The 20139-nt window shown below is 39.1% G+C and carries 17 protein-coding genes and 1 pseudogene; 8 read left to right on the forward strand and 10 right to left on the reverse strand.

The window, feature by feature from the left end; all coding sequences use genetic code 11:
• From R5R67_RS19730 to R5R67_RS11270, 3 genes and pseudogenes are all read left to right on the forward strand, one after another.
• Positions 1-70, forward strand: a pseudogene (locus R5R67_RS19730) (hypothetical protein); the annotation flags it as partial.
• Between the two features lie 14 nt (positions 71-84).
• Positions 85-759, forward strand: coding sequence for a response regulator transcription factor (locus tag R5R67_RS11265; protein WP_000161505.1), 675 nt, complete (start codon positions 85-87; stop codon positions 757-759).
• Between the two features lie 25 nt (positions 760-784).
• Positions 785-2119, forward strand: a complete 1335-nt coding sequence (locus R5R67_RS11270; protein ID WP_318754846.1) for an ATP-binding protein — start codon at positions 785-787, stop codon at positions 2117-2119.
• Here the strand turns inward: R5R67_RS11270 and R5R67_RS11275 are convergent, their stop codons facing one another.
• The 3 genes from R5R67_RS11275 to R5R67_RS11285 all read right to left on the reverse strand — a co-directional run bounded on the left by R5R67_RS11275 (position 2120) and on the right by R5R67_RS11285 (position 5345).
• Positions 2120-2818, reverse strand: coding sequence for a phosphatase PAP2 family protein (locus R5R67_RS11275; RefSeq protein ID WP_000184456.1), 699 nt, complete (start codon positions 2816-2818; stop codon positions 2120-2122).
• A 152-nt stretch (positions 2819-2970) separates the two neighbouring features.
• Positions 2971-4158: an ammonium transporter gene (locus R5R67_RS11280; RefSeq protein WP_002062100.1), complete on the reverse strand. Its 1188-nt coding sequence runs from the start codon at positions 4156-4158 to the stop codon at positions 2971-2973.
• A gap of 302 nt (positions 4159-4460) precedes the next feature.
• Complete coding sequence (locus R5R67_RS11285) at positions 4461-5345, reverse strand: LysR family transcriptional regulator (RefSeq protein ID WP_000144737.1); 885 nt, start codon at positions 5343-5345, stop codon at positions 4461-4463.
• A 116-nt stretch (positions 5346-5461) separates the two neighbouring features.
• Here R5R67_RS11285 and R5R67_RS11290 point away from each other — a divergent pair, with 116 nt between their 5' ends.
• Both R5R67_RS11290 and R5R67_RS11295 read left to right on the forward strand, forming a co-directional pair.
• Positions 5462-6367 (forward strand): AEC family transporter, encoded by a 906-nt coding sequence (locus R5R67_RS11290; RefSeq protein WP_001084904.1) that lies wholly within the window; start codon positions 5462-5464, stop codon positions 6365-6367.
• A 96-nt stretch (positions 6368-6463) separates the two neighbouring features.
• Complete coding sequence (locus R5R67_RS11295; protein ID WP_000006931.1) at positions 6464-7480, forward strand: hypothetical protein; 1017 nt, start codon at positions 6464-6466, stop codon at positions 7478-7480.
• Positions 7481-7547: 67 nt separating this feature from the next.
• On the opposite strand, the gene R5R67_RS11300 is transcribed toward R5R67_RS11295, so the two are convergent.
• From R5R67_RS11300 to R5R67_RS11310, 3 genes are all read right to left on the reverse strand, one after another.
• Positions 7548-8219: an HNH endonuclease signature motif containing protein gene (locus R5R67_RS11300; RefSeq protein ID WP_000493280.1), complete on the reverse strand. Its 672-nt coding sequence runs from the start codon at positions 8217-8219 to the stop codon at positions 7548-7550.
• 3 nt (positions 8220-8222) lie between these two features.
• The gene (locus R5R67_RS11305) at positions 8223-9452 is read right to left on the reverse strand and encodes an AAA family ATPase (RefSeq protein WP_001026101.1); all 1230 of its coding nucleotides are present in this window, start codon (positions 9450-9452) and stop codon (positions 8223-8225) included.
• Positions 9453-9530: 78 nt separating this feature from the next.
• Entirely contained in the window at positions 9531-12410 is a 2880-nt protein-coding gene (locus tag R5R67_RS11310; RefSeq protein ID WP_000128730.1) for a valine--tRNA ligase, read from the reverse strand.
• Between the two features lie 196 nt (positions 12411-12606).
• On the opposite strand from R5R67_RS11310, the gene R5R67_RS11315 reads away from it, so the two are divergent.
• Genes R5R67_RS11315 through R5R67_RS11325 form a run of 3 tightly spaced genes read left to right on the forward strand, consistent with a single transcriptional unit; the run spans position 12607 to position 14605 of the window.
• Positions 12607-13284, forward strand: coding sequence for a hypothetical protein (locus R5R67_RS11315; protein ID WP_000120756.1), 678 nt, complete (start codon positions 12607-12609; stop codon positions 13282-13284).
• Between the two features lie 25 nt (positions 13285-13309).
• The gene (locus R5R67_RS11320) at positions 13310-14116 is read left to right on the forward strand and encodes an SDR family NAD(P)-dependent oxidoreductase (RefSeq protein ID WP_001086059.1); all 807 of its coding nucleotides are present in this window, start codon (positions 13310-13312) and stop codon (positions 14114-14116) included.
• A 54-nt stretch (positions 14117-14170) separates the two neighbouring features.
• The gene (locus tag R5R67_RS11325) at positions 14171-14605 is read left to right on the forward strand and encodes a nuclear transport factor 2 family protein (RefSeq protein ID WP_000371761.1); all 435 of its coding nucleotides are present in this window, start codon (positions 14171-14173) and stop codon (positions 14603-14605) included.
• Here R5R67_RS11325 and R5R67_RS11330 read toward each other — a convergent pair.
• The 4 genes from R5R67_RS11330 to adeJ all read right to left on the reverse strand — a co-directional run bounded on the left by R5R67_RS11330 (position 14602) and on the right by adeJ (position 20134).
• Complete coding sequence (locus R5R67_RS11330) at positions 14602-15036, reverse strand: YbjQ family protein (RefSeq protein ID WP_000369287.1); 435 nt, start codon at positions 15034-15036, stop codon at positions 14602-14604. The genes R5R67_RS11325 and R5R67_RS11330 overlap by 4 nt on opposite strands.
• Before the next feature lie 7 nt (positions 15037-15043).
• Complete coding sequence (locus R5R67_RS11335; RefSeq protein WP_000927242.1) at positions 15044-15394, reverse strand: YbjQ family protein; 351 nt, start codon at positions 15392-15394, stop codon at positions 15044-15046.
• 109 nt (positions 15395-15503) lie between these two features.
• Positions 15504-16958 (reverse strand): multidrug efflux RND transporter outer membrane channel subunit AdeK, encoded by a 1455-nt coding sequence (gene adeK / locus R5R67_RS11340; protein WP_001174793.1) that lies wholly within the window; start codon positions 16956-16958, stop codon positions 15504-15506.
• Complete coding sequence (gene adeJ / locus R5R67_RS11345) at positions 16958-20134, reverse strand: multidrug efflux RND transporter permease subunit AdeJ (protein WP_000046678.1); 3177 nt, start codon at positions 20132-20134, stop codon at positions 16958-16960. The genes adeK and adeJ overlap by 1 nt, the downstream gene beginning before the upstream one ends.
• Between the last annotated feature and the right edge of the window lie 5 nt (positions 20135-20139).

A 20139-nucleotide genomic window follows, 5' to 3' on the forward strand; every position in this document is an offset into this window, starting at 1 on the left:
GCTGGATGTAAAAACTCAGGTCATCAACCCTCAACTGGACATGTTGCACTCTTGTGCCCATGTAAACTAAAGCGAGCCTAGAACATGACAAAAATCTTGATGATTGAAGATGATTTTATGATTGCAGAATCAACGATCACGTTGCTGCAATATCATCAATTTGAGGTGGAATGGGTCAATAACGGTTTAGATGGTTTGGCTCAATTGGCGAAGACTAAATTTGATCTTATTCTTTTGGATTTAGGATTGCCTATGATGGATGGTATGCAAGTTTTGAAGCAGATCCGTCAAAGAGCAGCAACACCAGTATTAATTATTTCTGCTCGAGATCAATTACAAAACCGTGTCGATGGTTTAAATTTGGGTGCAGATGATTATTTAATTAAACCTTATGAGTTTGATGAGTTGCTTGCCCGTATTCATGCCTTACTACGCCGTAGTGGAGTAGAAGCTCAACTTGCGAGTCAAGATCAACTATTAGAAAGTGGTGATCTGGTTTTAAATGTTGAACAGCATATTGCGACGTTTAAAGGTCAACGCATTGATCTATCAAATCGTGAATGGGCAATCTTAATTCCACTTATGACTCACCCAAATAAAATCTTTTCTAAAGCCAACTTAGAAGATAAGTTATATGATTTTGATAGTGATGTGACCAGTAACACTATTGAAGTATATGTTCACCATTTAAGAGCGAAGCTGGGTAAAGATTTTATTCGAACCATCCGAGGACTGGGCTACCGTTTGGGGCAATCATAATTTAAAATTTCGGGACTTCATAAAAGTGCATTATTCATTAAAAAAACGGCTGATTTGGGGCACCTCAATTTTCAGTGTCATCTTAGGTTGTATTTTAATTTTTAGTGCTTATAAGGTTGCACTTCAAGAAGTCGATGAAATTCTAGATACTCAAATGAAGTATTTAGCGGAAAGGACAGCTGAGCACCCTTTAAAAACTGTAAGCAGTAAGTTCGATTTTCATAAAACTTACCACGAAGAAGATCTGTTTATCGATATTTGGGCTTATAAGGATCAGGCCCATTTGTCTCATCATTTACATTTGCTGGTTCCACCTGTTGAGCAAGCGGGATTTTATTCTCATAAAACCGCTCAAGGTATAGTCAGAACTTATGTTTTACCTTTGAAGGATTACCAGATTCAGGTCAGCCAGCAAGAGAGGGTGCGTGAAGCTTTCGCTTGGGAGCTTGCGGGCAGTATGTTTATTCCGTATTTAATTATTTTACCTTTTGCAATATTTGCTTTAGCAGCCATTATTCGTCGTGGTTTAAAACCAATAGATGATTTTAAAAATGAGTTAAAAGAACGCGATTCCGAAGAACTCACCCCAATTGAAGTACATGATTATCCTCAAGAGCTTTTACCTACTATTGACGAAATGAACCGTCTTTTTGAGCGCATTTCTAAAGCGCAAAATGAACAGAAGCAATTTATTGCCGATGCTGCTCATGAATTACGAACACCTGTGACTGCATTGAATTTACAAACCAAGATTTTGCTAAGCCAGTTCCCTGAGCATGAATCATTGCAAAACTTAAGCAAAGGTTTGGCACGTATTCAGCATTTGGTGACTCAGCTTTTAGCATTGGCCAAGCAAGATGTAACTTTAAGTATGGTCGAGCCTACTGGATATTTTCAACTCAATGATGTGGCATTAAATTGTGTGGAGCAGTTGGTCAACTTGGCTATGCAAAAAGAAATCGATTTAGGTTTTGTTAGAAATGAACCTATCGAAATGCATAGTATCGAGCCTACTGTACATTCGATTATTTTTAATTTAATTGATAATGCAATTAAGTATACCCCGCATCAGGGTGTTATTAATATTTCAGTTTATACCGATCCAGATCACTACGCATGTATTCAAATTGAAGATAGCGGTGCAGGAATAGACCCTGAAAATTACGATAAAGTCCTTAAGCGTTTTTATCGCGTGCATCACCATCTTGAGGTGGGAAGTGGCCTAGGTTTATCTATTGTAGATCGTGCAACTCAAAGGCTTGGTGGGACTTTAACTCTCGATAAGAGCTTAGAACATGGCGGTCTTTCTGTATTAGTGAAATTACCTAAAGTCTTACATTTACATGAAACAAGAGCGTGATTACATAAGCTCTTGTTTCACTTGTTTTTCGAACTCAAAACGATGAATACAAATCGCATAAAATAAAATATTTATTGCCCAAACGACCCAGCCTGTCCATAAGTTATGGCTTAGGAAATGTGCTCCTCGCATCATTTGCGCCCAACCCATCATGAAACCTAATAAAATACCGGAGAATAAATAAAAGTAAGCACGTTTAGGTTGTTCAAGACGATAAACAAAATAACCTGTCATTAAAATAAAACCTGCACTTGCATGACCACCTGGAAAACAATGGCCATGTTTAGCACTGAAATCCCAAATATAGCTTCCTAAAGTATTAGGGTGAACCATATTCCAAGGGCAGGCGTGAGCAGTTTGCGACTTTATTAGGCCAACTATACTGCTACCGAGCATACTGACAAAAAACATATAGCCATATTGCCAGCGATAAGGTTTTAATTTTTTTAATTTAAATGACGCAAGCCATAAACCAAAAAAGATAACATAAACGGCGGTGATGATTTGTTTTACAATTTCATGATTAAGCCTTTCAAGATACCAATTGTCCCGATTGAAAAAATGACCTGTTGAATCAATCCAAGGTTGGATGAGGTACATATCAATTTTCCCACCGACTGGAAATACAAATAGAAGAATAAAAAAACTGAAAAAAAGAAAGAGAATATTAATTTGGAAAAAAAATTTTTGATTAGTCATTCTGATGCAATATCAATCGACAATAGGTGCGACTAATTACATAAAATTAATCTTAAATTGCTCTTAAACTATACTGGTGAAAGAAGTTCAATTTTCCTTAAAAAATAAAAAAGCGACGAATAGTATCGTCGCCTTAAGCACTTTAGAAAGTATTAAAACATACCTTCTTCAGAGTTTGCTGAGATCTTATGAATAGATAAGTCTGCACCACGGAACTCATCTTCTTGAGATAGGCGAATGCCAATGGTCGCTTTAAGAATGCCATAAACAATGAAACCGCCAGCCAGTGCAATGGCAATCGCGAGTGCTGTACCGATGAGCTGAGAGAGGAATGATACGCCGCCTAAACCACCTAGCCATTTTTGACCAAAAATACCTACGGCAATACCACCAAATGCACCGCATACACCATGTAGCGGCCAGACACCAAGAACGTCATCAACTTTGAGTTTGTTTTGAGTATAGGTGAATAGATACACGAACATAGCACCCGCTGCACCACCAATCACAAGTGCACTGACTGGATGAACAATGTCAGAACCTGCGCAAATAGCGACTAAACCCGCAAGTGGACCGTTGTGTAAGAAACCTGGGTCATTTTTCCCAATCGCATTTGCTGTAATTGTTCCGCCGACCATTGCCATAAGTGAATTAATCGCAACGAGACCGGAGATTGCATCAACACGCTGAGCACTCATCACGTTAAAGCCAAACCAGCCTACAATCAAAATCCATGAGCCAAGTGCCAAAAATGGAATAGAAGAAGGTGGGTTAGCACTTACACGACCATCTTTCTTATAACGGCCAGAACGTGCGCCCAACAAAATGACGGCAGCAAGTGCAATCCAACCGCCCATAGCATGTACTACGACTGAACCGGCAAAATCATGAAAAGCTGCGCCAAAAGTTGTTTCTAACCACTTTTGCAGACCGTAGTTGCCATTCCAGACCATTCCTTCGAAGAACGGATAAACCAGCGCAACCAATGCGAGTGTGGCAATCGCTTGTGAACGCATTTTTGCGCGTTCTGCAATACCACCAGAAATGATGGCAGGAATGGCCGCAGCAAAAGTGAGTAAGAAAAAGCAACGCATAAGGTTATAGCCATGATCATTGGATAAAACCGTACCATCATGAAAGAAGTGCTGACCATAAGAGATATAGTAGCCAACAAAGAAATATGCGATTGCGGAGAGGGCAAAGTCAGTCAGAATTTTACTAAGCGCGTTCACCTGATTTTTGTGGCGAACTGTACCAAGTTCCAAGAATGCAAAACCTGCGTGCATGGCAAGAACCAAAACTGCACCAAGTAATAAGAAAAATAGATCTACATTTTGCATAGCATGCTCGAAAAAAGTGCTAAATTCCATTTTGGAACAAATCTGGGTCTGTAAATTGCACCAAAATAGATTTAAGGAATCTAAAAACCTAAGTTTGTCGAAACAAACTCAATTGCATAAAAGTGAATATGCAATAAGCGCACCAATTTGGATTGAAATAGGGGATTTTGGCGATAAATGGTGCGTTGATTTATTCAAGATAGGGCAATAAGGGCGCTTTTTACGTTACAAGTCATCTAATATGTTGATAAGTTGATCTGAAAGAGATCATTATTAAATTTTCAAAAATTATCTATATTCAATTAATGATCGGACCAAACCTCTTGAGCAACTTCAATAAATGCTTTTACGGCTGGACTGATGTGTTTCTTATTTTTTACTGCAAGACCAATAGAACGTTTAAGGTTTGGTTTAAATGGGCGTTTAACTACATTTGGATAGAGTGACAGTAATTCTTTGGTAATCACCATATCAGAGACAATCGAAATCCCTAACTGGTTATGGACCATACTCACAATGCTTAGAATTTGTGAAACATAAAATTTGATATCTGGTTTGACATTAAAATTTTTTAAAATTAATTCGACCTGATGTCGACTACCCGCCATTGTCATAATGAAAGGACAATTTTCTAGCTGTGCTGGATCAATATAGAGTTGTTGGGCGAGCGGGTAACCACTCGGAATTAAGGCAACAAAACGATCTTCAATTAAGGGAAATGTATCAAAACGCTCATCTGGCATAATCAAAAAACCAACTTCGATGCGTCGCTCTAATAACCACTGAGCAACTTCTTTATCTTCACCTTCATCGATATAAATTTCGATTTTAGGGTAGCGTTGCCGAAAGGTTTCTAAAATTTCAGGCAATAGATAAATAGAGGATGAAGCTCCAAAAGAACCAATACGTAATGTGCCTTCGTTTAAACCATGGATGGCAGCCACTTCTTTTTCTAAGGTATCGGAAATACTCAACAGCTCTTTTACATGGGTTAATAACTGCTGACCTGTCGTCGTCAGCTCAATATCGCTTTGAGTTCTTGAAATCAGGTTAATGCCCCATTGTTGTTCTAATGATTTAAGCGCATGGGAAACTGCCGACTGTGAAATTCCCAGCTTTTCTGCTGTAGCAGTAAAGCTTTTTAGTTCAGCAATGAGTGCAAAAATTTCAAGCTGGGTAAATGTCATGTTGTACTTATTATGAGTAAAAACTCATTTTATCATGAGTTTTCATTATCTTTAATATATGAGTAAGCCAAGGTAGTTCCCAAACTGGCAAGCCCTAACAAAACTCGAGTAAAGAAATGAATAGCATTGTTTTATCTCTTTTTCCTTTAGTTGCATTAATTGCATCGGGATACTTATTTAAAAAACATCGTTTTTTTAGCGATGAGTTTTGGGCTGGGGCAGAGAAGCTAAATTACTATATTTTATTTCCAGCTTTGCTTTTTAGTACGCTCTCGACCGCAAAAATTGACTTACAAAGCTTGAGTGCAGCCATTATTGTGATGTTGATTGTGGTTTTAGCAGTGACCGCTTTCTTATACATACTTCGAATGTTTTGGCACATACCACCCGCACGTTTTGGTGTGCATGTACAAAGTATGGTTCGCTTTAATACCTATATTGGTTTGGCTCTAGTCACTTCGCTTTTTAAAAGTGAAGGAATGGCAATTCTGGCAATTTTATTAGCGCTTTGCATTCCGCTTGTGAATGTTATTTCGGTGCTCGCTTTAACGTCTAAAGAACACATGGCAATTAAACCTGTTTTGATTGCTCTTCTTAAAAATCCATTAATTGCATCGTGTGTAGTCGGGGCAGCAGTCAATGCACTTCACCTCCCGATTTGGGAAGGCTTTACTCAGTTTATTAAGCTTTTTTCAGTGTCGAGTTTGCCACTAGGTTTGTTATGTGTTGGCGCAGCTTTACAGTTTATGCAAATTAAAAAAGACATTGTGGTATTGGCGGCAGATACGTTTGCTCGACTTTTAGCAGTACCTGCTTTGGCTTATATGGTCTGCATGTGGTTTGATTTACCAAGCTTGCAAACTCAAATTTTAGTTATTTTCTTTGCGCTACCGACTGCTTCTGCTTCATACATTTTAACCAAAGTTTTGGGTGGCGATAGTCAGCTCATGGCAGCTGTAATTAGCTTTCAAACGTTATGCGCCGCCGTGACTTTGCCACTAGTGATTTGGTGGATTTCTTGAGATATAAATCTTTAGTCTGACTCGTATTTAAAGAAGGCTTTGCTACCTTCCTCATATAATTATTGCTACACTTTTTTCTTTTTCGGGTGGATGAGTATGTCCTTTGATCTCAAAGTGAGCTTGCAGCAAAGGTCTGAACCATCTGCACAGCAGAAAAAACTGAATCGCCTGATTGATAAAATAGAACAGCAAAAAGTTAGTCTGAGCACATGGCAAAATGCACAAGCTGAGATTCAACAATACATACGACAAAAACTGATGCCTGTATATAACGATTTACATACAGTGCTATTTCAGCAGTTAGAGCAACTTTGGAATATATTACATAGCCATGAGTTTTCCAAAGCAGACATACAACAACTGGATGAAAAAATTGCCCAGCTTGCGCAAATGTTGAAGCGCTCCAAAATGCTGTCTGCTGAACAGTTGGAGTTAGTGAAGCAGATCGATACTTTTTATCAGCAACATGCAGCGGAATCGGCAAAAAAGAATAAAAAAGCTCAGCCAATAGAATTTGGATATGAAGAAAGTGTTGATCAAGTTTTAGAGTTAGAAGAAGACTTTGAAAAGTACGCTGCCGAGCAACAACAAGCGCGAGAACAAGCCAAACAGCAAAGACAACAACAGAAACGTGAACAAGCCGAGCAAATGGCAGCCCAGTCACTCAAAACAGTTTATTTAAAAATTGCCGCGATGATTCACCCAGACCGTGAGCAAGATGAAACCAAAAAAGAAGAAAAAACTGAGTTGTTCCAACAAGCAAGTCAGGCCTACGAAAAGCAGGATTTGTTTTATTTACTCAAACTCCAGTTACAGCTTGAACAGAATAAAGGGCTAGGCGCTAAAGAATTATCTGCCGAACAGTTGCGATTTTATAAACTTGCTTTGGATGCACAAAGTCAGCAGCTTGAAAGCCAAATTACTGAGATTTTGGATTCTTTTCAGTTAGCAAAGAATGTAAAAGCAGAGCATGTACAAATTAGTGATGTTTATAAAGCTGTAGATGCTGACTGTGCTGAGTTAAAGCAGCAGGTGAAATGGGAAAAGGAACGTTTAAAGCATATGAAAAAAGTGAGTGGGGTAGAGATGTTGTTGGGGCATGGGGTGCTTTGATTTCTAAAAGTACCTCTCCTTTCATGGCAGTGCTGCTCATGTTCTCTAAGGAGAGGTATAAAAATATTTAAAATACATTACCTACTATTTTAGATAAGTCATCATCACGAGTAATAGCCCATTTCCAAAATGCAGAAAATGGAAATTCCTTGTCACACATAGCTTTAAGTTGTTCGAGAATTTCAGTTTTTGCTTTGGATGTTAAAGGTAATTCGGGATAAAGTAGTTTATTTTTCAAAATGGACAATTGGATTTGATATTTTTGAATTTCTTTTATTAATGAATGTCTACTTATACCTCTTAATGCAGTATTTGTTTCATTAAAGCATCTGTTAAGAAGTTCAATAGTTGATGAAATCTCTAAACTATTAGGTAAATTTCCTAATTGTACAGTTATTTTATGAGCTTCATTATTGACAAGAGGGCAATGTAATTCAATTGCTTGAGATACATCAATAGATTGACAACAATCCAAAATATTTATATGTGTATCACCTTTAATACTGTTACATCTTACACAAGCATAAAAAAGGTTATGCCAGTCATATTTTTTTGTATCATCACCTAAATGAGGGTCACGGTGTTCGATATTTACATCAGGAAATCCTTGTCTCTCGCATAGATAACATTTTGCAAAAAATATATCTTGAAGTACTTCAACAACATCTGCGGCGCGATAGTCTTTAGTAGATTTTGTTAAACTTTTAGGAAAAGTAGTAGGTCGAGTAACTGAAAACATGAATTAGTTTCCCTCATGTTTTAATTTAGCAAGTTTATTTTTAGCAACCATGTACTGGAGTTGTAGTTCTACTGATAATTTTTCAAAATTTTTATGAATTTCATTTAATAAGTCTTGAATTGTATTTAGGTCTTTGGGTGAATCTTTCAATTCAATAAATTCTAAAAGTTGACCTGAAAGTTTTTTTAGATTTTCATTTTCTTCTTTTACATGAAATAGCTCTTTTATTATTGATTCATGAGAATAATAGCTTAAGTCATCCTCAAAAAATTCACCGCTAGAAATGTCATAAACTACAGTATCATTATCTGTTGAAGTAATAACAAACGGAGAGTGCGTACTTACAATAAATTGAATATTTGGAAAAGATTCGCTGAAAAAAGGTAATATTAGTTTTTGAAGTGAGATATGTAAATGAGCATCTATTTCATCAATTAAAACAATACCTTGAAGTTCAGATGGTGTAATGTCAAAAAACTCTGTTCTTAATAATAAATCGGCATAAATATCAAAAATAGCTTTATAACCAGATGATAAGTCTTGAAAAGATGAGATAAGTTTACCATCAGTTATTCGAAATTTTCTTTCTTCATTTGAAAAAACTAATTTAGCATTATTATTTTCAAATAATTTTTTTAAAGATGTATCAAATAGGTTAAACCATTCTTCAAATTTCTTACCCTTAATTTCATCTTTTTCAATACCTTTAGCAAAAGCTTCAGATGTTTTTACATTTATAAGATGTTGTTCAAGCTTTGATCCTAAGTTATGTTTGAAATTTTGCTTTGCAATAGTTTTTTCTTCTATCAGGGACGTGGTTTGTGTTGCATGATCTATCGAAGAAATACGCATAGCAGGAAAACTTCTAAAAATTGCTTTAAAACTATCATAATTTGATTGTAATTCATCAAAGCTATTAAAATCTAATTGAAAACCATTATTTAATAATTGAATTTTTTCTTGTTCCCTTTCTATCTGGTTAGATATACTAATATATTGCTCCGATGTTTTCGCAAGAGTATTACGATAATTTATCCAACTCTCAATATTTCTTTGAGACTGTAATAATTGCTGATCTTTTTTTTCAAGGTTATTTAATATATTTCTTTCCAATGTCGTTAAAAAACTGGTTTTTCCACTTCCATTCCTACCAGTAATAATTAAATTCCTTCGATTTAATGGAATATTAATATTTTCAATTTTTGCATGTGGAATATCTCCACGAATATTCATTAAGTATTTCATTTTTTAAATATAAAAGGCTGAATAATCAGCCCTTTATATTACAGATTAAATTGTGAACTTTAAAGATTAAAGCGCAGCAATTTGCTCCATATTCGCTTTAACTTTATCTAACTGCGCAGCAAATTCAGCAAGCTTCGCTTTTTCACCTTCAACAACCGCTGCTGGTGCTTTAGATACAAAGCCTTCATTTGCAAGTTTATTTGCAATTTGATCGTGTTGCTTTTGGATTTTATCCAAGTCTTTTTGCAAACGAGCAAGCTCAGCTTTAGGGTCAATTAAGCCCTTCATTGGTACAAATACCGATGCATGACCTACAACACTTGAAGAAGAAAGCGGTGGTTCTTGGTCTTTACCTAAGAACTCAATACTTTCGACTTTAGCCAATGCTTTGAACAATGCTTCAATACGTGTAATTTGCTCACGTTCAGCATCAGAAATGTTTTGAAGTAATACTGGCAATAAACGCGCATTACCTAAGCCCATTTCACCGCGAATGTTACGTACTGCGCCAATCAAACCTTGAAGCCATTGCATATCTGCTTCAGCTTGTTCATTGATTTTTGCTTGCTCGGGAATAGGGTATTGAGCAGTCATAATGGTTGGGCCGCCTTGACCAAGCATTGGGGCAAGCGTTTGCCAGATTTCTTCTGTCAAATACGGCATAAGCGGATGAGCCAAACGTAAAGAAGCTTCCATGACTGCAAGCAATACACGGCGTACTTCAGCTTTACGCTCTTCAGACACTTCTGCATCATTCAGAACTGGTTTAGTTAACTCAACGTACCAGTCACAGTATTCATTCCAGATAAAGTCGTAAATCGCTTGAGCAGCAAGGTCTAAACGATACGTTGCAAACGCTTGATGTACAGCAGCTTCTGCTTTTTGCAAACGGCTGATAATCCATTGTTCTGGAAGTTCCCATAGATCAGGACGCGCTTCTTGACCAACAGTTTGGCCTTCAACATTCATCAAAACGAAACGAGTTGCGTTCCAGATTTTGTTACAGAAGTTACGGTAGCCTTCAACACGTTTTAAGTCGAACTTGATATCACGACCAGTGTTTGCAAGGGCACAGAACGTGAAACGAACTGCGTCAGTACCATAAGCATTAATGCCTTCTGGGAACTCTTTACGCGTTGATTTTTCAATCTTCGCAGCATCTTTCGGGTTCATGAGGCCAGTCGTACGTTTTGCGACTAAGCTTTCTAAATCAATACCGTCAATCAAGTCTAATGGGTCAAGAACGTTACCTTTAGACTTCGACATTTTCTGACCTTCACCATCACGTACCAAGCCGTGAACGTAAACCGTCTTAAATGGAATTTGAGATGAACCATCTTCATTTTTCATGAAGTGCATGGTCATCATGATCATACGGGCAACCCAGAAGAAGATAATGTCAAAACCAGTCACCAACACATCAGTCGGGTGGAAAGTTTTGAGTTCAGGCGTTTGTTCTGGCCAACCTAAGGTTGAGAATGTCCAAAGTGCAGATGAGAACCATGTATCAAGTACGTCTTCGTCTTGTTTAAGCTCAACATCGGCCGCGATGTTATTTTTCGCGCGAACTTCTTCTTCGCTACGGCCAACATAGATGTTGCCATCCGCATCGTACCAAGCTGGAATACGGTGACCCCACCAAAGCTGACGTGAAATACACCAGTCTTGAATGTCACGCATCCATGCCATGTACATGTTGCTGTACTGCTCTGGAACAAACTTAATACGACCATCTTGAACCGCTTCAATTGCAGGCTCAGCAAGCGGCGCAATTTTTACATACCATTGGTCAGTCAGTAACGGCTCAATAATCACGCCTGAACGGTCACCGCGTGGCGCTTTTAAGTCATACGGTTGGATTTGGTCTAACCAGCCTTCAGCTTCCGCTTGAGCAACTAGTTTTTTACGTGCTTCGAAGCGCTCTAAACCAGCATAATCTGCAGGTGCAGTAATTGTTTTAGAAATTTGTTCGCCAGCTTTTGCAATATATTCAAACTCACTTAAAACTTCAGCGTTTTTGTTGAAGATATTAATGATTGGCAAGCTATTGCGTTTACCTAACTCATAGTCGTTAAAGTCGTGAGCAGGGGTGATTTTTACACAGCCAGTACCGAAGTCTTTTTCAACGTAGTCGTCAGCAACGATTGGAATTAAACGACCTGTAATTGGCAATACAATATTTTTACCAACAAGGTGCGCATAACGCTCATCTTCAGGGTGAACAGCAACAGCAGTATCACCAAGTAAAGTTTCAGGACGAGTCGTTGCAACTACGAGATAGTCTTTGCCATCTTGAGTTTTAACTGATTTATCTTCAAAGAAATATTTAAAGTGCCAAAGTGAGCCTTTTTCTTCTTTGCTTTCTACTTCAAGATCAGAAAGCGCAGTTTGAAGTTTAGGGTCCCAGTTTACAAGACGCTTACCACGGTAAATTAAACCGTCTTCGTGCAAACGAACGAAAACTTCTTTCACTGCGTTTGATAAACCTTCATCCATCGTGAAGCGTTCACGTGACCAGTCTACAGACGAACCTAAGCGACGAATTTGTTTGGTAATTGTGCCGCCAGATTGTTCTTTCCATTCCCAAACTTTTTCGATGAACTTTTCACGGCCTAAGTCGTGACGAGTAATACCTTGTAAGCCAAGTTGACGCTCAACAACCATTTGAGTTGCAATACCAGCATGGTCGGTACCCGGTTGCCACAAAGTGTTTTTACCCATCATACGGTTATAACGGGTGAGGGCATCCATAATGGCATTGTTAAAGCCATGGCCCATGTGCAAACTACCAGTGACGTTTGGTGGTGGAATCATGATACAGAATGATTCACCGTGACCAGAAGGTTTGAAGTAACCTTGTTCTTCCCACGTTTTGTACCACTTCTTTTCGATCTCGGTTGGATCGTAGGTGGTGGCAATATTTTGAGCGGTTTGAGCGTCAGTCATAGTAGCTTAGATCGAATATGCATAAAAAATTGCATCTATTGTAGCAAAAAATTGCCTCGAAATTAATGTGCTGAAAACAGATAAACGGTTTTGTATTTTTTTCAAAAAACGGTAGATTTATGAAGCATGGATCACAATTTAATCGTGTAGCGGCACGGCAGAAAAATTACAAAAGAATTGAAAAGGGATGCGACACATGAGCTACAAAGTTTTTTTAAAGATTTCCGATTCAACCTATACCCAATTTGCTTCAATTCGAGAGAAATTACATGCTGGGGTAAGAGAAAGCCAGTCGAAAGTATTGGGGGATGTTCTTTCCGATTTGTCGTGTGAAATTATTGAGCAAGTTTTCTCTGTATTGTTAAAGGATGAGCAAGATAACTCGACTATGACTGAAAAGCAGCGGTATGAGTCCGAGAAAGTTCTTCAGCAAATTTTAGATACTTTCCGAAAATATATGCCTTGGTCAGTCTCTTTTTTCGGTAATGAAAGACTTTTACCTTTAGTTGATTATATGACCTCACTCATGAAAGAACGTGAGCAAGAGGTTTATATTACATACCCGATCACACCTCAACTTGTACAACAGGCCCAAACACTGACGGAACAAATACGTGAGGGCAATATGCAAAGCGTAGAAAAAGCTTTTCAGACCTTAATTCAAATTGTGGATTTAGGTGTAACAAGCCTAGTACGTGAACCTAAAAAACGTTTAAAATTTAATTTGGTTGTCGATAAAACCCTAAATGGGGTCATTAATATGACAACGCATTTGGGCTATAAACGTTTGGAAAAATTGGGGACGCAGGTTGATCAAACGACCGCAACTCACTATATCAACCACTTTTTGGCCTTCATGCATCAAGCAGCATAATTTAAAAAGATAATAGGAAGTTAAAATGGCCAAACTTGATACTTTGCAAAATAAAGTGGTGTGGATTACGGGAGCCTCTTCCGGTTTAGGTAAAGCTTTAGCTGGTGAGTTTGCTTTGCAAGGTGCTCAAGTGATTTTAACTTCGCGTCGCTTTGAAGAGTTAGAAGAAGTTCGCGTTGGTTTACTCCATCCGGATCAGCACTTGTCGGTAGTTGCAGACATTACCAATCAAGAGCAAGTTCAAGAGGCTTATGAGCAGATTTTAAAAGCAAAAGGACGAATTGACTGGCTTATTAATAATGCGGGTTTAAGTCAACGTGCTCTTATTCAAGACACCACAATGGCAACAGAACGGGCCATTATGGAAGTCGATTATTTCTCACAAGTCGCGTTAACTAAAACCGTATTACCGACCATGCTAAAACAAAAGTCTGGCCGAGTCGTATTTGTCTCTAGTGTAGCAGGGCTTTTAGGTACGCAGTACCGTGCGAGTTATTCGGCTGCTAAAGCTGCTATTCACATGTGGGCCAACAGTTTACGTGCCGAAGTTGCCGATCAGGGTGTTGAAGTTTCGGTTATTTTCCCGGGCTTTGTAAAAACTAATGTTTCGTTTAATGCACTAAATGGTGCAGGGCAACCTCAAGGCCACCAAGATGAAGCAATCGAAAATGGACTAGAGGCCGATGTTTTTGCAGAACAGTCAGTTAAGGCATTAATGCAAGGACAGGAATATATTGTAGTGGGCGGTACTAAAGAAAAATTAGGCGTGATGGTTTCCCGTATGTCACCGAAACTACTCTATAAAATGATCCGGAAAACAAAAGTGAAATAAAAAAAAGATTTCGCCGTGCTAAATTGATGGAAAAACCCGCATAGAAGGTTCACCATGGATCAAGACTACCATCGTATTTTAGAGGTCATTACGCGTTTTCAATTGGTTTTTGACCAGAAAAATTGGGATGCGTTTGATGAGTTGTTGGCCGATCAACTTGAGGTAGATTATTTGCAGTTTAGAGGGGAGCCTTTATGCGTGGTGTCTTGTCATGAATATAAAGGTTCACGGCAACAAGCTTTGTCACATTTGCGGCTACAACACAATTTAAGCAATCCTCTTATTCGGATTGAACAAGAGCAAGCATGGTTAGAATGTAATTATCAAATTTATCGTTTTTCGGAAAATGATTATTTTCATTCTTTTGGTCGCTATTATTTTACTTTGGCAAAACAACAGGGTATATGGAAAATTACCGGAATTTGCCAACACTTAACTAAAAATATTGGCAATCCGCGTATACATTTTTCTGCTATGGGGCAGTGTTAATCTTTGACTGCTGTTCCGTAGGCAAATACCTCCACCATTCCACCTTGCATACCCAGTTCGGTTGTACTCAGCCGAACTCCCATAATGTGATTGGCCCCGACACTTTGAGCTTGTTGTTTTAGTCGTACAATCGCCTCGCGGCGAGCACGTTCAACAATACTTTCATAACTGGTCAGCCGACCACCTAAAATATTTTTTATAGAGGCTAGTACATATTTAAAGTAGTCATGCGAAATAACCACATTACTGCTAATAAAATGGCCTAACTGATCACTTGTGGCAAAACGATTGGTATCAATTCTGATATGGGCAAATTGTTGCTCTTTTTCTAGAAGTTCATTTAAATGTTTTCGTTCAATATGGCGGCCAAAAGCCCAACCAATACTGAAAAGAATGAGAAAAATAACAAGCTGAAAAATAAGATTGTCCATTTTCTACCTATGCACTAAATGGATCGGGTAGATGAGGTGCTTGAGGCTGCACAACTACTGCTGTGCCATATACAAATAATTCAGAAGCACCTTGGGCAATATTTGAGGTAGAAAAACGAATACCGACAATTGCATTGGCACCAAGTTGCTGGGCTTTTGCAATCATACGTTGCATAGCCTCTTGTCGAGATTCTTCTAATAATTCGGTATAACCCGTAAGTTCACCACCTACAATATTCTTTAAACTTGCCATCAAGTCGCGACCCACATGCTTACTACGGACGGTACTCCCGTAAACGACATCAAGCTGCTTTAAAATTTGGTGGCCTGGAACACTTTCTAAATTACTTAATAACATTGTTTTTTATCAATCTAAATTTCTTTAGCTTTCAAGATAAAAAATATTCAGATGAGTTGCAATAAAAAAGCCCACCGAAGTGAGCTTTTATAAGAAAGTGATTTAAAACTTATTGCTTTTTAAGTTCAGCACTAGATGGTTGGTGAACCACTGTATCTGAAGTATTTGCTTTTAAACCACCACCTAGAGTTTTGTATAACTCGATTTGGTTGTTTAAGTTTGCTTGTTGAAGCAATAACAAACCTTGTTCAGCCGCATATGAAGAACGCTGTGCATCAAGAACTGTCAAGTAACTATCAATACCAGCACGGAAGCGCGCATTTGAAAGTGTGTAGTTGCGGTTAGTCGCTTCTACTAGACGTTGCTGAGCTGTTAAACGCTCACCAATGTTGGCACGAGTTGCAAGCGCGTCATTAACTTCACGGAACGCCGACTGAACTGATTTTTCATAATCAGACAATGCAATTTTCTGATCGGTTTCAGAAATTTTTACATTGGCACGGCGTGTACCCCAGTCAAAGATTGGTAAATCTAAGCTTGGACCAACTGACCATACAAAACCACCAGACTTAAATAGATCACTTAAGTCAGTTGATGCATAACCAGCCGAACCCGTTAAGCTAATGGTTGGGAATAAACGTGCTTTTGCAGCACCAATATTCGCACCCGCAGCGCTTAAGTTGTATTCAGCAGCTTTTACATCCGGACGGTTATTTAACAAGTCACTTGGTAAACCGGCAGTAAATACATTTTGTTGAGCAATGCGTTTTACAGGTTGTGTAGGTAACAAGTTTTGTGGAACAGGTTGGCCTACAAGTAAGTTCAACAAGTTTTGTGCTTGAGCAATTTGAGTTTTGTAGTTCGCTACATCATTACGCGCAGTTTCTACGGAAATCTGTGCTTGACGTAATGGAACTTCACTGTCGATACCTACATCAAAACGTTTTTTGTTGAGATTGTAAGAATCTAACTGTGCTTTAAGCGTTTGCTCTGCCAGTCTTAAGTTTGCTGTTGCAAACGAATAATTTAACCATGCTTGAGCAACTTGGCTAATCAGACTGATTTGAGTCGAATCACGAGCACTTTGTGTTGCAAGATAACTATCTAAAGCAGCATCTTTGAGGCTACGAACACGACCCCAGAAATCTAGCTCATAAGCAGTTACACCCAAACCTACTTGATAAGTAGAGTAGGGGTTATTCGGATCACGGCTTTGAGAAACCTGACGAATTGCACTACCACTTGCACCGATTGTTGGAAGCTGGTTGTTCTGTGTAATCTGATATTGCTGTTGAGCACGTTCAATATTGAGCGTTGCTGTACGTAAGTCACGGTTATTGGCAAGAGCCAAATCAATCACTTCAAGCAAACGCGGGTCAGCAAAGAACTGTTTATAACCCTGTTCAGCAATAGACGTACCAGAAGCGCTGTTATATGCATAGCTTTGTGGTATATCGGTTTTCACGACTGGTTCTGGGCCGCGCATGCTTTGACAAGCTGCCAAAGCAAGCGCAAGTGCAGATACCGCAATGCTACGACCTGAAATAGACCATACTTTTTGCATCACGATTTATGCTCCTGAGTGTTTATGGTTTTTGGTTTGTACTTAAAGATACTACGAATCCACACATAGAATACAGGGATAAAGAAGATACCTAAGAACGTCGCGCTGAGTACGCCACCAAGTACACCAAAGCCTACAGAGTGCTGACTTCCTGCACCGGCACCTGTTGAAAGTGCAAGTGGAAGTACACCGAAACCGAAGGCAAGGGTGGTCATGATAATTGGACGTAAACGCATTTTTGCAGCATGTAAGGTTGCATCAAGTAGATCTTCACCTTTTTCCTGCAATTCTTTTGCGAATTCAACAATCAAGATCGCATTTTTTGCAGAAAGACCGATAACCGCAATAATCGCTACCTGGAAGTAAATGTTATTTGAGAGATTTGGATCTCCTTTAATAATCATGCCCAAGTAGGTCAATACGATTGCACCAATGACACCAAGTGGTACCACAAGTAAAACCGAGAACGGAATTGACCAGCTTTCATATAGTGCAGCCAAGCAAAGGAATACGATTAACAATGAAAGTGCGTATAAGAACGGCGCTTGAGCACCAGACTCACGTTCTTCAAGTGATAAGCCTGTCCATTCATAGTCGAAACCTTGTAAGCCCATAGATGGTAACTTACCAATAATTTCTTCCATTGCTTTCATGGCATCACCAGAGCTCACGCCAGGTGCAGGTGTACCTTGAATGTTAACTGATGACACGCCGTTATAACGTTCGAGACGTGGAGAACCATACGTCCATTCGCCTGTAGCAAACGCCGAGAATGGAACCATCTCACCTTTGTTATTACGTACATACCATTTGTTTAAGTCTTCAGGCATCATACGGCTGCCCGCATCACCTTGAACATAAACTTTTTTCACACGACCACGGTCAACGAAATCGTTAATGTATGAGCCACCCCATGCAATACGCATTGTATTGTTGATTTCGGCAATACTAACGCCCATAGCACCAGCTTGAGCCTGATCTACATTAATTTGATACTGAGGAGTATCTTCCTGACCATTTGGACGCACACCTACAAGACGTTTATCTTGTGATGCCAAACCTAAAATCGTGTTACGAGCTGCAATCAGTTTCTCATGGCCTTGACCACTTGAATCTTTAAGCTGCAAGTTAAATCCGGCAGTTACACCAAGTTCAGGCATTGCTGGAAGCTGTAACGGCATAACATATGATGCATCTTTAATGATCATATTTAATGCCATACCACGCTGAATCAATGAACCAATTTGAGTTTCTGGTGTCGTACGTTTGCTCCAGTCTTTCAACTTAACGAAGCCAATACCAGCGTTTTGACCAACACCTGTGAATGAGAAACCAGAAACAGTGAAAATAGATTCTACGGTATCTTTTTCATTCATAAAGAAGTTAGTCATGGTGTCAATCACTTTACCGGTACGGTCAAGCGTTGCATTTGGTGGTAATTGTACAAGTGTCATGACCACACCCTGATCTTCTTCTGGTAAGAATGAAGACGGGAGTTTTTGGAACAAGAAGACTAAAAGGGCAACTACAACAGCATAGAGCACGCCAGAGAAGATTTTGCCTTTAAGCATGCGGCTAACACCATTTTGGTAGCTATGTGACATGCGGTCAAAACCATTGTTAAAGCTTCTAAAGAAACGCGCAAAGATATTATTGCTTGGTTCTTTATTAGGATCATGCTGTTTCAAGATAGTTGCACAAAGTGCCGGTGTGAACGTCAACGCTACAATTAACGACAGAACCATTGCAGTTACAAGGGTAATCGAGAACTGGCGGTAAATTACACCTGTTGTACCACCAAAGAAAGCCATTGGTACGAATACCGCTGTCAATACGCTGGTAATACCTACTAACGCACCAGAAATCTGCTGCATTGAGCGAGAAGTGGCCGTAACCGGATCGGTATGGTCTTCACTCATCACACGTTCAACGTTTTCGACTACAACAATGGCGTCGTCGACCAGAAGACCGATTGCCAATACCATAGCGAACATGGTTAAGGTGTTAATTGAGAAGCCAAAGATATTAATGACCGCAAATGTACCTAATACAACTACTGGAACTGCAAGCGTTGGAATAATCGTTGCACGCCAGTTTTGTAAGAATAGGAACATGACAATGAATACCAAAATCACGGCTTCAATTAATGTGTGTACTACACTTTCAATTGAAAGACGGATAAATGGAGTCGTGTCATAAGCCAGTTTATCTGCAAGACCTGTTGGATAGTTCTTACGTAGTTCAGATAAACGTTGTTCAACTGCTTCGGCTGTGTCGAGTGCGTTAGCACCTGTTGCAATTTTAATTGCAAGACCAGCTGCCGGTTTACCGTTAAACTTCGAGTCAAATTGATAGTTATCCGAACCTAATTCTACGCGAGCAACATCTTTTAATCGAACCTCAGCACCTGATGCTGTGTTCTTTAAGAAGATATTTTTAAACTGCTCAGGAGTCTGCAATAAGCTTTGTGCATTTACTGTTGCGTTAAGAACTTGACCTTGTACAGCCGGAGCACCACCTAACTGACCTACAGCAACTTGCGAGTTCTGCGCTTGTAAGGCAGTTGCAATATCACTAGGAGTAAGTTGATAGCTTGTTAATTTAGCTGGATCAAGCCAGATACGCATTGCGTATGAGCCACCAAAGACCTGTACCTCACCAACACCGGCAACACGGCTAAGCGGTTCTTTAATTGACGAGTTTACATAGTCTTTAATGTCAGAGTCTGACAGGTTGTTATCTGGTGAATAGAATGCAATAACTTGCAAGAAGCTCGCACCAGATTTAGTAACTGTTACACCTTGACGTTGTACATCTTCAGGTAAAAGCGCAGTTGCAGATTGCAATTTGTTTTGAACTTGAACCTGTGCAATATCAGGGTCAACACCTTGTTCAAAGTTTAATTGAATAGATGCCTGACCATTACCAGCACTGTTAGATGAAATATAACGTAAGCCATCAAGACCATTCATTTGTTGTTCAATGATCTGGGTTACAGTATTTTCAACTGTTTCAGCCGATGCACCAGGATAAGTCGCAGCAATCGTTACGGTTGGTGGTGCAATCGTTGGATATTGTGCAATAGGCATTTTTGTTAGCGTAAGAATACCCGCCAACATAATGACTAATGCAATCACCCACGCAAATATGGGGCGATGAATAAAAAATTGTGCCATTCAAT

This window comes from Acinetobacter sp. OYA S30 (assembly GCF_033599315.1).
GTDB classification, from domain to species: domain Bacteria; phylum Pseudomonadota; class Gammaproteobacteria; order Pseudomonadales; family Moraxellaceae; genus Acinetobacter; species Acinetobacter baumannii.